The 17,292-nt window shown below is 48.0% G+C and carries 17 protein-coding genes and 1 tRNA gene; 15 read left to right on the forward strand and 3 right to left on the reverse strand.

Annotated elements, in window-relative coordinates; genetic code table 11:
* Positions 1–83 precede the first annotated feature (83 nt).
* On the forward strand, positions 84–1,055 hold the full coding sequence (locus tag P0M28_RS07515; protein ID WP_302209114.1) for an aldo/keto reductase: 972 nt from the start codon (positions 84–86) through the stop codon (positions 1,053–1,055).
* 119 nt (positions 1,056–1,174) lie between these two features.
* On the opposite strand, the gene P0M28_RS07520 is transcribed toward P0M28_RS07515, so the two are convergent.
* Together P0M28_RS07520 and P0M28_RS07525 are read right to left on the reverse strand one after the other, a co-directional pair.
* Positions 1,175–1,591, reverse strand: a complete 417-nt coding sequence (locus P0M28_RS07520) for a response regulator (protein ID WP_302209115.1) — start codon at positions 1,589–1,591, stop codon at positions 1,175–1,177.
* Between the two features lie 306 nt (positions 1,592–1,897).
* Entirely contained in the window at positions 1,898–3,391 is a 1,494-nt protein-coding gene (locus P0M28_RS07525) for a Do family serine endopeptidase (RefSeq protein ID WP_302209116.1), read from the reverse strand.
* 248 nt (positions 3,392–3,639) lie between these two features.
* Here P0M28_RS07525 and P0M28_RS07530 point away from each other — a divergent pair.
* The 3 genes from P0M28_RS07530 (at position 3,640) to P0M28_RS31055 (ending at position 4,381) form a co-directional block, all read left to right on the forward strand.
* Positions 3,640–3,713: transfer RNA gene (locus tag P0M28_RS07530), tRNA-Asn, on the forward strand.
* Positions 3,714–3,845: 132 nt separating this feature from the next.
* On the forward strand, positions 3,846–4,160 hold the full coding sequence (locus P0M28_RS31050) for a site-specific integrase (RefSeq protein ID WP_367281900.1): 315 nt from the start codon (positions 3,846–3,848) through the stop codon (positions 4,158–4,160).
* Positions 4,139–4,381, forward strand: a complete 243-nt coding sequence (locus tag P0M28_RS31055) for a tyrosine-type recombinase/integrase (protein ID WP_367281901.1) — start codon at positions 4,139–4,141, stop codon at positions 4,379–4,381. Before P0M28_RS31050 ends, P0M28_RS31055 begins: the two co-directional genes overlap by 22 nt.
* Before the next feature lie 24 nt (positions 4,382–4,405).
* On the opposite strand, the gene P0M28_RS07540 is transcribed toward P0M28_RS31055, so the two are convergent.
* A complete protein-coding gene (locus P0M28_RS07540; protein WP_302209118.1) occupies positions 4,406–8,659 on the reverse strand; it encodes a sigma 54-interacting transcriptional regulator in 4,254 nt (1,417 codons plus the stop codon).
* A 224-nt stretch (positions 8,660–8,883) separates the two neighbouring features.
* Between P0M28_RS07540 and P0M28_RS07545 the strand changes: the two genes are divergently transcribed.
* The 11 genes from P0M28_RS07545 to P0M28_RS07595 all read left to right on the forward strand — a co-directional run bounded on the left by P0M28_RS07545 (position 8,884) and on the right by P0M28_RS07595 (position 17,226).
* The gene (locus P0M28_RS07545; protein WP_302209120.1) at positions 8,884–10,068 is read left to right on the forward strand and encodes a c-type cytochrome; all 1,185 of its coding nucleotides are present in this window, start codon (positions 8,884–8,886) and stop codon (positions 10,066–10,068) included.
* Positions 10,069–10,081: 13 nt separating this feature from the next.
* Positions 10,082–10,555, forward strand: coding sequence for a Dps family protein (locus P0M28_RS07550; RefSeq protein ID WP_302209121.1), 474 nt, complete (start codon positions 10,082–10,084; stop codon positions 10,553–10,555).
* A 6-nt stretch (positions 10,556–10,561) separates the two neighbouring features.
* Positions 10,562–11,143 carry an NADPH-dependent FMN reductase gene (locus P0M28_RS07555; protein ID WP_302209122.1) on the forward strand — a complete coding sequence of 194 codons (582 nt, stop codon included), beginning with the start codon at positions 10,562–10,564 and terminating at the stop codon, positions 11,141–11,143.
* A gap of 55 nt (positions 11,144–11,198) precedes the next feature.
* On the forward strand, positions 11,199–12,428 hold the full coding sequence (locus P0M28_RS07560; RefSeq protein WP_302209123.1) for an alcohol dehydrogenase catalytic domain-containing protein: 1,230 nt from the start codon (positions 11,199–11,201) through the stop codon (positions 12,426–12,428).
* A gap of 76 nt (positions 12,429–12,504) precedes the next feature.
* Complete coding sequence (locus P0M28_RS07565; RefSeq protein WP_302209124.1) at positions 12,505–12,933, forward strand: nuclear transport factor 2 family protein; 429 nt, start codon at positions 12,505–12,507, stop codon at positions 12,931–12,933.
* Between the two features lie 4 nt (positions 12,934–12,937).
* Positions 12,938–13,915 (forward strand): alpha/beta fold hydrolase, encoded by a 978-nt coding sequence (locus P0M28_RS07570; protein ID WP_302209125.1) that lies wholly within the window; start codon positions 12,938–12,940, stop codon positions 13,913–13,915.
* A gap of 26 nt (positions 13,916–13,941) precedes the next feature.
* Entirely contained in the window at positions 13,942–14,883 is a 942-nt protein-coding gene (locus P0M28_RS07575; RefSeq protein WP_302209127.1) for a sugar phosphate isomerase/epimerase family protein, read from the forward strand.
* Positions 14,884–14,983: 100 nt separating this feature from the next.
* A complete protein-coding gene (locus P0M28_RS07580; RefSeq protein WP_302209128.1) occupies positions 14,984–15,199 on the forward strand; it encodes a hypothetical protein in 216 nt (71 codons plus the stop codon).
* Between the two features lie 61 nt (positions 15,200–15,260).
* The gene (locus P0M28_RS07585) at positions 15,261–15,980 is read left to right on the forward strand and encodes a hypothetical protein (protein WP_302209130.1); all 720 of its coding nucleotides are present in this window, start codon (positions 15,261–15,263) and stop codon (positions 15,978–15,980) included.
* A 67-nt stretch (positions 15,981–16,047) separates the two neighbouring features.
* Positions 16,048–16,866: an SDR family NAD(P)-dependent oxidoreductase gene (locus P0M28_RS07590; RefSeq protein WP_302209132.1), complete on the forward strand. Its 819-nt coding sequence runs from the start codon at positions 16,048–16,050 to the stop codon at positions 16,864–16,866.
* Between the two features lie 108 nt (positions 16,867–16,974).
* Complete coding sequence (locus P0M28_RS07595) at positions 16,975–17,226, forward strand: (4Fe-4S)-binding protein (RefSeq protein ID WP_302209133.1); 252 nt, start codon at positions 16,975–16,977, stop codon at positions 17,224–17,226.
* The last annotated feature ends 66 nt before the right edge of the window (positions 17,227–17,292 follow it).

Consider the following 17,292-nt stretch of genomic DNA (forward strand, 5'->3'; position numbering starts at 1 on the left):
AACCTGTGGACGGTCGACTATCGACTGTGGACTAACAGTCATTCAGCAATCGAACCATTGAACAATCAAGCAACCAACTAATTATGAACTATCGAAAATTTGGCCGCTTGGGCTGGCAAGTAAGTGATATTGGGTACGGAATGTGGGGCATGGCCGGGTGGACCGGTTCAGACGATGACCAAAGCAAAAACTCCTTAGACTTGGCTGTAGAGCTAGGTTGCAACTTTTTTGATACGGCTTGGGGCTACGGAGAAGGAAAAAGCGAAGAGCTGCTAGGTGCGCTGGTAAAGCGGCATCCAAGCCAAAAATTGTACACGGCTACCAAAGTACCTCCCAATAACTTTACTTGGCCCTCAGAAAGCCACTTTAAACTAGCGGATGTCTTTCCTTACGATCATATTATTGAGTACGCTGAAAAAAGCTTGAAAAATCTGGCGATGGAAACGGTAGACTTGCTACAGTTCCATGTGTGGGAAGATACTTGGGCCGAGCAAGACGAATGGAAGCGGGCGGTAGAGCAACTAAAGCAAGATGGCAAGATTCAGGGTATCGGGTTAAGCCTAAATCGGTGGGAGCCAAATAACGGCTTACAAACTATTCGTACTGGCTTAATTGATGCTGTGCAGGTGATCTACAATGTCTTTGATCAGGCTCCCGAAGATCAGCTTTTTCCGCTCTGCGACGAAATGGATGTTGGAGTAATTGCTCGGGTACCCTTTGATGAAGGAACGCTAACCGGAACATTTACTCACGACACCATTTTTCCTGAAGACGACTGGCGATCAACATACTTTGTACCGGAGAATCTTCATTCCAGTGTTGACCACGCTGATGCAGTTAAAGCGGTTCTTCCCGAAGATCTTAGTATGCCGGAAGCTGCCCTGAAATTTATTCTCGCAAACCCTACGGTAAGCACCATTATTCCCGGAATGCGAAAAGCTCGCCACGTGCGGGCAAACGTTGGTTGTAGCGATAGCGAACCATTATCGGAAGAATTGCTACAAGAGCTCCAGAAGCACCGCTGGGATCGTGAGCCTACCGAATGGTCGCAATAAGAAAGTTAGAAGCAGTGGCAGTACTGGCATTTTGTCTTCTGCCTTACGTCTTTTACAAATAGAAAGCCACACCTCATTATTGAGACATGGCTTTAGCAGTTACGAAAAGTAGAAATACGTTAAATAGCTAACTTCTCCAGATTTCGCTGAGTAAGCGGTTTGTTAATATACTGCTTCACGCTCGCGTATTTATGTGATTTGTTTACGTCCTGCGGATTAATGGATGAAGTAAGCATCACAATTTTGCAGAACTCTTTAGTATCGTCAGAAAGCTTTTCAAACTCATCCAGAAACTGAAAACCGTCCATCAGTGGCATGTCAATATCCAGAAATATAATTTCCGGAAGTACCTGCACCCCGGTATCGCCCAGCTTTTCAATATTTTTTAAGAATTCTATAGCACTTTTAGCCCCCGAGTGAGTATATATATGATCACAGATGTTAGCGGCCTCTATCATCTTCTGATTGATTAAATTATCAATCTCATTGTCATCAATCAGCATGACCGAACGATGTTTGTTCTCTTGTTCTGACATATTATTTCTGCGCTTGTTGAGTTAAAGTTAGAAGTAAAGCTCTATTCTAATATTCTAGGAATAATATAAATTTGCTACTTATGTGCTATAGTATCAAATATGGTGCAAAATACAAACTTGTAGGGATAAAAAACCAAATAAATTACGATTATACTTACCTTATAAAAATTATATGTTCTTTATAATTCGTAGTAAGGAATCAATAATACTGTAGAATATCAGAGTAAATTAATTGCAATCAGGTGGAAAAAGTACCTTAAAGTTAAAAAATCATTACTATTACTCTGATAAGATTATTGCTGCTTATTACCAGCCAAACCCATGAAAAGAGCGTTCACCCTCGGTAGATAGCCCCTCAATAAGTATTCCTCCCGCTTTGTTTTGCATCACTTCTTCTAGCTCTTTCGCATTTTGAATAGGTGTTTTATCAATAGAAGTAATAATGAACCCTTCTTCTAATCCTGCTTTTTTCCACTTTCCTTCACTAAGCTCTATTAGTTGAGCACCTCCTTCCAGTTCAAAGCGATCCAGTATCTCGGATGGAATGTCACCAAATGTCCCTCCTTCAAACTCAACGGGCTGCACTTTTTGCACCATCTCGGTATTACCCATTGTATTCTTCAGGGTAGCGTAAACCGTTTCTTGTGAACCATCTCGCCAAAAAGTAACTTCAACTTCGTCGCCCGGTCGGTTGCGGGCTACCAGCTCCTGAAGCTCCGAAACATTATTGACCGATCGGTCATCAATTTCAATAATAACATCTCCTGCTTCCATCCCTGCCTCCGCAGCCGCGCTCTCCTGCGTTACTCCGTCTACAAACACTCCGGTAACGGTTTTCAATCCTTCCTCTTCGGCTAATTGGGCATTTACATCTCGAATTCGCACCCCTAGTAGTGCTCTTTGTACCGAACCATACTCTAGCAGATCGTTCATTACTTTTTGCACTAACGATACCGGTACAGCAAAGGAGTAACCCGCGTACGAGCCAGTAGGAGTGGCGATAGCCGTATTAATTCCTACTAATTCGCCCTTCAGATTTACTAAAGCCCCACCACTGTTTCCCTGATTCACCGCCGCATCGGTCTGAATAAATGACTCAATTTGCCGACCGTTTCGATCGTGTAAAATATTGATATTTCGAGCCTTGGCACTCACAATACCCGCCGTTACCGTAGAGGTCAACGTGCCGAACGGATTACCGATAGCGAGCACCCATTCGCCGACTCTTACATCATCCGAATCGCCAAAAGAAACGAAAGGAAACAAAATACTTCTATCTTCAATTTTCAGTAATGCTAGATCAGTAGTAGGATCGATCCCTATCACTTCGGCCTCGTAAAAGCGATTATCATCTAGCGTTACCTCAATCTTATCAGCTTCCTCGATTACGTGATTATTAGTAACAATGTATCCATCGTCAGATATTAAAACCCCCGAACCAGACGAGCGAGAAGGTCGCTCGCCCCCCGGCTCACCGGGGCGACGGTCGCCAAAATAGTCGTAAAAATCTTCCAGCAAACTGTTTCGCGATTGGCGGGAGCCACTGTAAGTAGAGCGAATGAACACTACCCCCGGCTTTACCCGATCTGCCGCATAAACGAAGTTAATTCCATCGGGTACTGAGAAATTAGAGTCGGCCAAAAAGTTTACATTAGGATACTGTACTCCTTGCTGTTTATCATCAAAACTAGCGTAGGGCGATGTTGGCTGCACTCCTAGGTAGTTCGTTATTCCAACTGATACTAGGCCACCCAAGATGGCGGCTAGTATAATTCCGAAGGCAAATTTTTTCTGGCTCATCAGCACGAATAATATAGGGGATACTGTTTATTTCACTATGGTAACGCTACTCTTACAGCAGTGTTATGAAATCAAAAATAATATACCTGATCTTTTTCAACAATACAACTCAGATACGTAGTTAGCGTAGCGTATACGATTAAAAAGATTAAGATAAGCTATCTTACTGTATCGCTAAATTTTATCAATAAAAAGATTGGAATTTTCGGGATAACCCGCTAGTATTGCAGTCCCAAAATCAATAATACTCCTCCTTAGCTCAGTTGGTTAGAGCGGCTGACTGTTAATCAGTAGGTCCTTGGTTCGAGCCCAAGAGGAGGAGCAACCACAAGGCCCTGTAAGTCAAAGATTTACAGGGCTTTTGATTTCTATTATTTGTATTGATTTTTGATAAGAACTAGAATTTGCCCGTTTTTTGCCCGTTTTACTTTTATATCTTTTTGTGAGCATAAAGATGCAATTCCGTCAAAGAAAGGGAAACAGCACGTACATAAGGTCAGAACCACATCAGGATTATGTAAACGTATCTTCAGTGCTCTGGCTGGATACGTCGAATAAGTTGAACCGTTGGATTCGCGCTCAGCGCAAGAAGTCGGGCGAATGGTTTAAAGTGCCGTTGCTACCAAAGGCTCTCGCTATCATTGAGAAATACCAAGATAACCCGTTAGCTCAAGCCAACGGCAAAGTCCTTCTGGTCTACACCAACCAGAAAACTAATTCTTACCTGAAAGAAATTGCCGCTTCACAGTGGCTGATCTCAGCGAAGTAGAGAAACGGCTAACGTATCACCTCGCTCGGCATACCTTCGCTACCACCGTCACGCTGGCCAACGGGATACCCATTGAGTCCGTCAGCAAAATGCTCGGCCATACCAATCTACGGACGACACAGATTTATGCGAAGGTGGTTGAGCAAAAGCTCAGTGAGGATATGAGTTTATTACAGAAAAAGCTAAGTGAGTCAGGAAACAAGAAGGTACTCGGTCGGTAGCTATCTTACTGGTGAAGCAAATACCTAATGATCATTCTTCCCGATCACCATTGCTTTGGTAATGCCCGCTCGCTTCATGCGGTATTGCAGAGTGGAAGCAGGTAGACCCAAAATTTCTGCTGCCCCGTTTCTGCCGCGTACTTTTCCGCTGGTTCGTTTGAGGGTTTCGTAAATCAGGTCTGCTTCGACCTGTTGCATAGTTTTAAATTCAAAAGTGGCCTCACTTTTCTTTCTTTGTTGAGTAGGCCGCTCCATAGCCAGGTGTAATTTCAGATCCGTACTCATCAACACCGAGCGCTCCATTATATGCTCCAGTTCCCGGATATTGCCGGGCCATTCGTAGACTGTCATTCTTTCCAGGTCGCTGGCACTGAGTTTTTTGATTTTCTTGTCTGTTTTACGGCAAAACTTCTCTAGAAAATAGTAGGCCAGTTCCTCAATGTCTTCTTTTCGGTTCCTCAATGGGGGTAAATGGATGGGAAATACACTGAGCCGGAAATACAGATCTGAACGGAAACGGCCTTCGGCTACCTCGTGTTCCAGGTCGCGGTTGGTCGCTGCGATGATCCGGGCATCCGTTTTTATTAGCTTATTGCCTCCCAGACGTTCGAATTCCTTTTCCTGGATTACCCTAAGTAGTTTAGCCTGTAACTCCAGGGGCAGCTCCCCAATCTCATCCAGGAAGATAGTGCCACCATGGGCCAGCTCAAACTTTCCGATGCGCTGCTTGAGTGCCCCCGTAAATGCCCCTTTCTCGTGTCCGAAAAGCTCAGATTCCACCAATTCTCTGGGTAGTGTAGCACAGTTAACCTTCACCAGGGTCTTATCCTTTCGGTTAGAGGCGTCATGCAATGCCCTGGCCACCAACTCTTTGCCGGTGCCGGTTTCCCCGGTGATGAGTACGGTGGTATCGGTATTTTTAACAATATCAATTTTGGCAAAAACCTGCCGGATTGCGTCACTAGACCCCACAATCTGATGTAAATTATAGTTAGTCTTTAGTTCTTCTTCCAGGTAATCCTTTTCCAACTTCAGCCGCTCGCTCAGCATTTGAATGTCGCGAAACGCTAAAATACGGTCCATCGCGAGCCGTATGGATGGGGCGATTTTGTCCACTAGGTCTCTGTGAAAATAACGGTAGCTGTCCGTTTTGAGGCTAAAGAAAGTGATCAACAAGGTTTTTTCCTGGTTTAGCTCAACCGGACTGATCAGACTGGATTGAAACCCAATCTTCTTATGTAGTATCTTCTTAATCGCGTCTTTTTCAAGGCTTTTTAGGAATGCTTCGGCATTGAAAAACTGAGTTTTGTTGTAATCCAGTTTTTTCCAGCTTTTAATGAATGTACCCTGATCGAGATCGAGGATATTTAGAAAACTTTTCTCATCGATGTATTGGTATTCAGATTTTCCTGTCTTTCGGTATCCGTGCCCCTCTACCGTTTTGCTCTGAGCATCATAAATGGAAAAGGCCAGCATATCAAAGGGAATAGTCTCCTGAAAGAGCCGGGTAACAGCCGCAAAATTCTCCTTGGGCTTAAAGGAAGTCTCAAAAGCGCTCAGGATTCCCGCTTGTAATGATTTAAATTGTTCACGCTCTGCAATGTTCTCATTGGCCAATATATTACTAAGTGCTACGGAAAACTGGTCGCAGATGGATTTAAAGAGGGATAGTTTGTCGTCAAAGGCATTCTTTGTTTTGCTCCAAAAAAAGAGAAGGCCTATGGTTTGATCACCCTGTTTCAGTGGGCCTAGGATAACTTGCTGAAAATCCACCTGATGGGATGTTACGTTTTGAGGATGGTCAAATTGGTTGTAAATTTCCTCTGGCTTCATAATTGACGGGGCTTTTTTAGCTAGTTGCCGACTTAGCTCATTTAATGGTATCCAACCAATAAGCCCCTCCTCTCGGTGGGCAGTGTTCACTCCGCTAATATCATAATTATAGTCGATGGTCAGGTCGCGTTCTCGTTCATTTTCAAAGTCCAAATGGAATAATCCCGCTTCATCAAAGGGAAACACTTTTTGCAGTTTGTCAAAAATGGCGCGTACCAATTCCGAGCCGGTGGTTATGTTAGCAATCGCTTCGGTAATTGACAAAAGGTCTTCGGTTTTATTCTTTTCAGCGATAAGGTCCTCATTTGCGATGATGTTGTTCAAGGCAACGCTTATCTGGTCGGTGATGGACTTGAAGAGTGAAACTTTTTTTTCAAAACCCTCACCCTTAGACCAGAAATAGAGCAGGCCTATGACACGCTCGCCTTGTTTTAAAGGCCCAACAATAATATTGGTAAATGGAACTCTTTTAGTAAACTCAAAATGTGGGTGGTCGTACTGTTCGTAAAATTCGTTGATGGGAAGAACCAGTGTTTCCTGACTTACTTTTTTAGACAACTCGGTCATGGGCAGCCAACCGGTGATACCCGCCGTTTGAATGGCGCTATTCGCAATTGTCGACTCATAACTGTAGTCTACAATAAGGTCCCTTTCTTTGTTGTTTTCAAAATCCAGGTGAAATAGTCCTGCTTCGTGAAAAGGAAACACCTTTTGTAGTTTATCAAAAATAGCCCTAACCAGCTCGGGGCCAGTGGTGATATTGGCTATTGCTTTGGTGATGGATAAAAGGTCTTCGGTTTTTTGCTTTTCTTCCAGCAGTTGCTCATTAGCCAAGACATTGCTTACCGCCACCGACATTTGGTCCGCGATTCCTTTTAGCAGTTCTTCCTGAATATTCTGGAAAGCATCTGCGTTTTTTGAATGGAATTCAAGAACACCGATTTTCTGATTTCCCGAAATAAGAGGTATTACTAAATGGGCAACATATTGCATTTCTCTCATCAGCTTTACTCCAGGAAATTCAGGGTATCGCTTCTCGTAATATGCTAGCGGACTGACCCTTGGGGTGTCATAATCGAATATTTCACTAAAAGGCGAGTCTTCAATAGGAATGTTTTTTTGAAGGAAATGTTGATAATGGGGATTTTCAGGTGTAATGGACGTCTGGTCAGAATGAATCATAAAAAAAGAAAGTCCGTCCTCATTTTTAAGATGAATCACGGCATCATCGAAGTGAAATAATGGCTTTAGCCTATCAAAAATGGTCTGGAACAAAGCTGCCCGGTCGGTAATCTTGGCTATATCCTCACTGATACCGAGCAGTTTTTCGGTCAGTTGTTTTTCTTTTATGAGCCGCTCATTGGCGAGGATGTTATTGATGGTGACCGACATCTGGTAGGCGATGTTTTCATAAAGGCGGTAATTAATGGGTTCTTTAAACTGGTTATCAGTAAAATGGAACAGCATCGCCCCGATTACTTTGCCGGCATCCCTGAGCGTAACTTTTATCGTGTGGGCAAGTCCTTCATCCTGATGTATCTGGATACCCGGGTGGTCAGGGTATTTTTCTTGCCAATCTGTCAAATGGAAAACGGCCACATCATCAGACTCCAAAATTTCTTTAAATTGACGGGTAATGGGGTTGGGACGATTGACCACCTCGTCATATTTGGGGTGATTCTGGCGATGGGGCGGGGAAACGGTTAGTACGCCGTGGTACGTCTGATAGTCCTCGGCGTAAATAATGACGACCGCATCGTCAAAGGGGATATGCTTCCGCAACTTATCCACTACGATGGGATAAAGGCTTTTCCGGTCGTTGACCGTCGCAAGGCTTTCGCTTATTTCCAGCAAGGTTTCTTTAAACGATTTTTCTTCCTGTAGCTGTTCGGTCGCCTGAATATTAGTGATGGCAATGATAAGCTGGTCGACCAAGGCTTCGAGCAAGGGCAGCTTTTTTTCTGGGATAGACTGGTCTTCAAGGTAATTGAGAAATAATAAGCCTTTAAGTCCACTTTCGCTTTTCAGGTCAAATGCTAAAAACCGGTCGTACCCTTCAGCCAATAAATGGCTATGCACCTCTTTGCCTAACGTTTTTACCAGGTATTCTTTAAGAAAGCATTCTCGGTAAGAAGCAACGATCGGACGCTTTTTTTCAGTAATCTGGCTCGCAATTTTCTGAAATCCAGATCCCTCATATCTGTAATCTTGCTGTTCCCGCTGATAGAAAAAAGTGTTTCCCTCAGAAGGACTGATCGATGGGGCTTTAGCTGCCCAGTCACAAAAGGTTTTACCATCTTCCGACAGAACAAACAGCCCAATATCGTGAAATGAGAAGATGGGTTGCAATCGATCCGCGATTAATCTAACGAGTGATTTGCGCTCCCGGACAGAAGCAATGGCCTTATTTATTTCCAGTTGTAGTTTGTATGCTTCGCTATTCATAGTCGTAAGATACGGATAAACCAATATTGGTTTAATTTTTTTGCACAAAAACCAATATTAGGCTAATTTTTTTGTTAATATTTTTTTCTGTCATACCTCTCTTTATATGCAATCAATTGAATGTCAGCGTTTTATATTTTTACAGCTGACTAATTGCTATTCGGGCACTCCGATTGATCTAGTAGCCAACAAATGATCTAAAGAACCTTTTTAAGCTAATTTTTATGACACCGGTGTTTATCTTTATTTTAGTTATTTTAGGGCTACTGATCTTTACCCTGGTGCTGGTCATCTATCCACTTGATCAGTTGTACCGATGGCAGACCCACGATGCCCGACACCCCGCCGGAAAGCACTTTCCGTTTATTCGGATCCTTTCCCGGTACCGCGCAAAACTCACCCCGACACTGAGGCGTCAGATAGCCGTAGGATGTATACTGATCGCTGTCGGTACGTTGCTGGGCACCTACCTTTATTTGAAGTGGGACTTACCACGGTATGCAGACGAGCCCGTTACCCTTTCGGTCACCTACACGCCCGAACGACTGGCGCGGGGTGAGTATCTGGCCGAGCACGTCGCCCATTGTTTTGTGTGCCACTCGCCCCGGCAGGAAGACGTTTTCTCGCTGCCGGTGGTGGCCGGACAGGAAGGCGCGGGCAGTTCGCTGCCTAAAGAGGCTGATTACTTTCCCAATCACCTCTATACGCCCAACTTAACGCCGTATCATCTGAGCGATTGGACGGACAGAGAAATCTACCGGGCAATCACGCAAGGGGTGAGCAAAGACGGACGTGCCCTGCACCCGGTGATGCCTTACGCCGGATTTTCGCGGATGCAACAATCCGACGTAGAGGCCATCATCGCGTATCTACGCCGTCTGCCGTCGGTAGAGAATGACATTCCAACTAACCAACTTTCTCCTAAAGAGTGGATACGGGCGCAGATCGCTACCCGAGAAGCTGACCCATTTCCGGCGTTTAGCCAACAAGAAACTGTACTGCGGGGCGAGTATCTGGTCACCATCGCGGGTTGTGCGCTGTGCCACACCCCCACCGATGCGTACGGACGAACCGGCAACGACCGCTTCCTGGCCGGGGGCAATGTGTTTACCACTCCGTCGGGGATGCGCCTACGGACCCCGAACCTGACCCCGCACGCCAGTGGCCTGGGCAACTGGAGCGAGCAGGCTTTTCTCAACCGCTTTGCCACCTACCACGATCAGGAAGACCTCACCCCAGTAGAGCCTGGTGGTTTCTCCACGGTGATGCCCTGGCACGCCTTCGCCAACATGGAGCCGGAGGACTTATCGGCCATCTACGATTACCTACAGACCATTCCACCAGTAGACCATGCCTTCGAGCGCATCGTAGAGGAGCCAGACCAGCGTATGACCACCAACTCACTTTAATGATACCCAAATTATGGAAAAGATTGACATTGGCATCCCCGACACCCACCGCGAAAGCGTGGCTTTCGCCCTCAACCAGTTGCTGGCCGACGAGCACGTGCTTTACGTGAAGACCCGCAACTACCACTGGAACGTCACGGGACAGCATTTTCAATCGCTGCACAGCTTCTTCGAGGAGCAGTACGAAGCCCTCTCCGATATCATTGATGAGCTGGCCGAACGGATTCGGGCCATCGGTCACTACGCCGTAGCAGCCCTGAAAGACTATGTGCAACTGGCCCGGCTACTGGAAACCGGACACGAAGATGGCACAGCCGAAAAGATGCTACAAAACCTACTCAACGATCACGAAACGATCATTCGCATCCTGCGCCAGGACCTGGAAAATGCCGAACGACACCACGACCTGGGTACGGCCGGTTTTTTGGCCAGGCTGCTGGAAAAGCACGAAAAAATGGCCTGGATGCTCCGGGCTTACTTAAGCTAAAATAGTATGAAGAATATTACCATTGTAGGACTGGGCGGCTCGTTGCGCCCGAAATCAACCAGCCTGAGTGCGTTAACCACCGCCCTGGAGGGAGCCGCTCAGGCCGGGGCGGATACGCACCTGCTCGATATCCGGGCACTGGACTTACCTCCGTATCGTCCGGATAACCCGACGAGCTACCCCTCGGTGGATCGGCTGACTGAAACCGTAGCCCAAGCCGATGCCATGATCTGGTTCAGCCCCCTGTACCACGGCTCGGTAAGCGGGGCCTTTAAAAATGCGATCGATTGGCTAGAACGGCTCAATAATCGCGAAAAAAGCTACCTGAGCGGTCAGGTGGTGGGGCTAATCAGCACGGCGGGAGGAACACAAGGCTTACAGGCCATTAATACGATGGAGTTCATCGTTCGGGCCCTGCGAGGCTGGGCCGTCCCCTTGGTGATGCCTATCGGCCAATCCTGGAAAGTATTTGACCAAGAGGGCAACCTACGCGATGAGACGACCCGGGAAAGCCTGAAAAATCTGGGTAAAGAAGTAGACCGGGCCGCGCGGCAATTTCCTCACAGCGGAACCTGCGACTATGCATAAAGCTACCATGACAATGCACTATTTTTCAAAAGTTTAACCTTAAATTATTTTTAGTATGACCAGCAACAAAGGAGTCGTTTACCAATCCGCCTGGAACCTGGCGGTGAAAGAGATACCCTATCCTACCTTTCAGGATCCACGGGGAAAAGACATTCACCACGCGGTGATCATCAAAGTAGTATCTACCGACATCTGCGGTAGTGATCAGCACATTTTCCGAGGCCGTTTCATCGTGCCCGAAGGTCACGTGCTTGGCCATGAGATTACCGGCGAGGTGGTGGAGAAGGGCAAGGACGTAGAATTTCTGGAGATTGGGGATATCGTATCCGTACCTTTCAATGTATCCTGTGGCCGCTGCCGCAACTGCAAAAAAGGAAATACAGACGTTTGTGAAACGGTCAACCCGGAAGCTCCCGTCGGGGCGTATGGCTTCGATCTGGGCGGCTGGCTGGGTGGCCAAGCGGAGTACTGCCTGATCCCGTATGCGGATTTCCAACTGCTGAAATTTCCCGACCGTGATCAGGCCCTGGAAAAGATACTGGACCTCACCCTGGTGTCGGATATTCTGCCGACAGGCTATCATGGAGCGTATGCCGCGGGGGTCACTACGGGTTCTACCGTCTACATTGCCGGGGCCGGTCCGGTCGGTCGCTGCGCCGCCGCTTCAGCCCAACTGCTGGGTGCAGCCTGCGTGATTGTGGGGGATATGAACCAGGAACGGTTGGCCTTGGTGAAGAAAGCCGGTATGGAAACCGTATATCTAAGCCAGGACGCTTCGGTCGCCGAGCAGATCGAGCAAATACTGGGTGTGCCGGAAGTAGATGCGGGCGTGGATGCTGTCGGCTATGAAGCCCACGGCCACGGTGATGAAGACTATACGCAGGAGAATCCCAACGCCGTGCTCAACGACCTATTTGAGGTGGTCAGAGCCAGCGGTGGCATCGGCATTCCGGGCATTTACGTCGCCAGCGACCCCGGCGGGCGGGATGAAACCGCTCAACAAGGCAAACTAACCCTCGATTGGGGCAAAGGCTGGTTGAAATCACTGCACATCCAAACCGGTATGGCCCCTATTGGTAAGTACAACTACCAAATCATGCAGGCCATCCTCTGGGATCGTATCTCAATGGAGCAGATTATGAACCCCGAAGTCATCGACCTGGACGAAGCCCCACGGGCGTACCAACGCTTTTCGGACGGGTCGTCCCAGAAGTTTGTCATCGATCCGCACGGGATGTTCAAAGACAAAGTAAAAGCGCGGGAAAAAACTGCCGTTACGGCCTGAGTAGATCACTGACCACTGAACCTTCGGTCGGCAAAGGTCAAACCATCATGGATTCAACACTTTAAAACGGACTAAAATGACCCTATCCGAAAAAGAAAAAATCGTACAACTTACTGCCCGCTACTTCTGGGCGGTAGATGAAGGAGATATAGAGACGTATCTTGACTGCTGGACGGCCGACGGTGAATCGCAGGCGAGCTACGGATCGGCACAGGGAGCAGCGGAATTAAAAATACGATTCCTGAGCATGCAGGAAGGTCTTTCTAAAAACAAGCGTCACATAGTGAGCAATTTCGTCATTGAGTTTGAACAAGAAGTAGCGCTTCAGAAGTGCTACCTGCTGATTATAGACCGGAAAAAGCCGGCCTTAGTGGCTACTGCTACCTATCAGGACACCTTGGTTCGTACCGCTGATGGTTGGAAATTTTCCCTTCGCAAAATTACCGTTGATCCTAACTGGCAACATCATGAACTTACTAAGAAATCATTCATTCAAAATAAATAAAACGATGAACAAATATATAAGACACGCCCGATGGGCCCTCATCGTGTGGGTATTCTTTGCTTGTAGCGAGGATGAAGAGGTAGCCGAGGTACCCCAGGCCGCAATAGATGCCGCCCTTCCGGCAGCAGTACCCCCCACCGGCTTTACGAGTCAGGTGGCCCAGGTAAACGGCATTGACCTGCATTATGTCACTGGTGGGCAGGGCGACCCCTTATTGCTCATTCATGGCTGGCCTCAAAGCTGGTACGAATGGCACCGCGTGATGCCGACCTTAGGCCAACAATATACGCTCATTGTACCGGACTTAAGAGGCATCGGAGGATCGGATAATGCCCTTCTGCCGGATGGATACAGTAAAAAACTACTGGCCGAAGACTTACACGCGCTGGTTCAGCAGTTAGGCTATACCAGCGTCAAAATCATTGGTCATGACATCGGCCTGATGGTGGGTTATGCCTATGCTTCGGAATACCCGGAAGAGGTAGAAAAGATGGTGCTGATGGATGCACCGCTTCCGGGCATAGAACCATTCTGGACCGGATTGCTGCAAGACCCCCGATCCTGGCACTTTGGATTCTATGCTGACGGAGATGCTGCCGTGGACATTATCGGTAGCGACATCCGGAGTTATCTGATCGAATTCTACCAAAAATTTGCCTTTCAGCAGGATGCCTTTTCAGAAGAAGAAATTGACGAGTTTGCCCGCGTTTATTCTCAGCCGGGGGCGCTTCGTAGCAGCCTGGATTGGTACAAGGGAGCCTACCGCTTTGACATTGAGGATAACCAATTATACAGCCAAACCAAACTTCAAATGCCTATTCTGGCGCTGGGGGGCGAGTATTCCGGAAGCTATGTACTGCCTATGATTCAGAGCGTGGCGGACAATGTAAGTGGAGGCATCATCGCCAATAGCGGGCATTGGATCGTAGAAGAGCAGCCCCAGGCCTTCTTGGACCAGGTAATTCCATTTTTGGCTGAGTAGCCGATGAAATCAATTAACCTTAAGAAATGAGAAAGTACCGTATGGAGATCTTGGCCACCTTTTTTGCGATCATCAGCCCCCTTTTTATGAATAGTGCTATGAGTCAGAATTTGAAAAAGACAGCAAATGACGAAGGCTATTTGCTTTGGGCAGCCAACGTCAGAAGTAAATCTTTTGAGGAAAGGCTGGAAGCAGCCCGAGCGGGTGGGTACACTCAGATGAGTGTGTTTCCGATTGATATTCAGCACTGGGAGGCCCAGGGGAAAACCATTGACGAACTTAAAAGAATGTGCGAAGCAGCCGGGGTAAAAATTACGGTGCTCGATCCGTTCACCCGGTGGCTGCCCCGTTGGCAAGTGCCCCCGGAAATGAGCCGGTCCGACGCTGATTTTGTTCGTTTTGATGAAGACGAGTTCTTCCGGATAGCCCGGGAGCTGGAAGTGGAAAGCATGACAATCATTGAGACCTTTGGCACGAAATACTCCCTTCACGAGCTGGTAGCTCACGCCAGTGTGGTGGCAGATAAGGCCCGGGATGCAGGAATAAAAGTGCACATAGAATTTATGCCGTTTTCCGGTATTCCCGATCTGGAAACTGCCTGGCAAATAGTACAGCAGGCCAATCGTGACAATCTGGGAATTGTCTTGGATACCTGGCACTACTACCGGGGTAACGTGAACGATAGTCTGCTAGCCGCTATTCCGGGTGATAAAATTTTCCGGGTGCAAGTGGCTGATGCTACCCAGGAGCTTCAGGGAGGAGACTTGTTCACCGATCTCATGCACTATCGTATGTTACCTGGAAAGGGTGATTTTCCGCTCATTGAAAGCTTAAGCATCCTGAAAAAGACCGGGGGCTTGACTTCCGTAGGTCCCGAGCTTTTCTCGGATAAAATGGATATGCTACCCGCAAAGGAAGTCGGTAAACGAACCGCTCGTGAGTTGCGACAACTAATGGATTCGTTGTAATATACGCTATTTCCTTTCCAAGTTTTGCCGTGGATTGAGCAAAATGTGAGTCATCAACCCATACCGTTTATTCAGAAAACTATCAATAAAGTTCAACCCCATGACCTATTCTATTCACATCAAAACTTCGCTACCGTTTACCAGCCACGAAGAGAAGCAAGCTTGGCTGGCCCGTATGGAAGCCATTGGTGACAAGTACCATGGCATCGTGGCCATCACCACGAGCGTACCGCCGGATAAGAACGCTACATCTTTGGGTGATGAAAGTACTCGTGGCAGTATGAAAAACGATCATGACCGCAGAAACAACGAATAGCAAGCTTACCGATGCACGTTTTTCACCCAATAGATCTATCACCATCTAACCTTTAATTCCTATGTCAAACAAACTATTCACGATCACCCTGATCGGCATCAGTCTCGGGGGCTACGCCTGCACCGAGCCATCCCGTTCTGTCGAAACCCTATCCAATCAACCAGAAGCTGTTTCTTCTCAAGCAATGGTAGATACCACGCTAGGTCAATCGTACACCATAGAAGTTTGGTATACCGACCCGGCGGAGATCGACACGGTTCTGGCCGGTCTTCGCCCCCTTGCGAACCGCGATCTGGAAAGCCAGTTAGTACTGCGCGCCCGTGGCGATGAGCAGGTGGTACAGATCACCGACTGGGCCAGCGAATCGGCCGCCCGGACGTATACGGCGGACAAAGCTACCAACGAGCAGTACAAAATCCTTCGGTCCGAACTCATGAGCCACGCCGCCCGCGATTTTGAGCAGTTGGCCATTGATACCGGCAGTTCGGTGCAGTACTCCGAGTTTTTGATGAAACGTGCTTCCGCCCTGGATACGCTCTCCAACATTGCCCGGGCGATGACGACCGGTATGGCGCGGAGTGAACCCACCCTGGACTTTATCATGACGCTCAACAGCACCGATAGCTCCACTATTTCGCTCTTTGGCCTGTGGAATACCGAAGCGGGCTTTGAGATATTCAGTGAGAACAACACCTTCGGCGACCAACCTTACTGGGGGCCTTACGCCGAAAACGACCACCACATGTTTGATGTGGTGCGGGCCGAGTTTAACGGCCAGTAGCGGTGCCCCTACGCCGACTACCCTATGCTCTTTTACATAATTTAGTAACTTTTAAAACCCCATAACTATGGAAACCAGCACACTAGAAAAACCAACAAAAACCCTGGCCGAACTCACCTCGTTGCGGGGCAAAGTAGCCGTCATCACCGGCGGGGCCCAGGGAATCGGCTACGCCATTGCCCAACGCTTCGGAGAGGCGGGAGCGGAGATCGTGATCGGCGATATCAACCCGGAGGTGGGCGAACAGGCTGTTACCCGGCTGGCTGAGAAAGGCGTATCGGCTACGTTCACCCGGCTGGATGCCACCCAGTACGAGTCGCAGCGCGAACTGGCCGAACACGCCACAGCCACCTACGGGCAAATCGATATCTGGGTGAACAACGCTGGCATCTACCGCTTCCAAACCCTCTCGGATACGACTCCCGAAAGCTGGCAGGAAATGCTTGATCTTGATCTGTCGGGTACTTTTTACGGAGCTAAAGTAGCAGCGGAATTCTTGCAGAAAAACGGCGGCGGGGTCATCATTAACCTATCGTCTACCGCTGGTTTCTCGGGAAATGCAGCCACAGCCCACTATACCGCCGTCAAATTTGGGGTGCGGGGATTGACGGCAGCTCTGGGCAAAGAGCTATCCCGAAGCGGGATTCGGGTGATGGCCCTGGCCCCCGGTATGGTCAATACCCCGGGTACCCGGACTGAATCTTGGCAAAGTGCCTTTGAAAAATTCGCAGGCATGTCCATGGATGGCTTGGCCCAGGCGATGGTGCCGCTAGGAAGAAAAGCCGAGCCGGATGATATTGCCAAAGTCGCCCTCTTTTGTGCCACCGACCTGTCAGGTTACCTGACCGGACAAACGCTGCTGGTCGACGGCGGCATGTTAGCCTAATCATCAGACCTGTTTAGAAAAATTTTCCGACCGCATGCGCGCACGTGCGTGATACACAAAAATTTCTAATGAGGTCTATCCTATTCGATTTCTAAAAACACTCGTAACATGGCACTCCAAAGGAAACCCAACTCAGGTACCCGCAAGTTACCGGGCGTAGATAAAAAGTACACGCACGGGGCGGTAACGGTACGCTGGCAATCGGCTCGCTGCATCCACGCGGGAGTTTGTGTCCGACGATTACCCGGCGTATTCAGACCGAAAGAGAAACCCTGGGTGCGGCTGGAAAATGCCAGCGCGCAGGAAGTAATTGACACGGTAGCCTTATGCCCTTCCCAAGCTTTGAGTACGGTCGTGTAGTACTTCATCAAGTTTGATCTTAGAGGAGAACGGGTTGCGGTGAAACGGGTTGTAAGCTACGTACAA

The sequence above is a fragment of the Tunicatimonas pelagia genome, assembly GCF_030506325.1.
Lineage (GTDB): Bacteria > Bacteroidota > Bacteroidia > Cytophagales > Cyclobacteriaceae > Tunicatimonas > Tunicatimonas pelagia.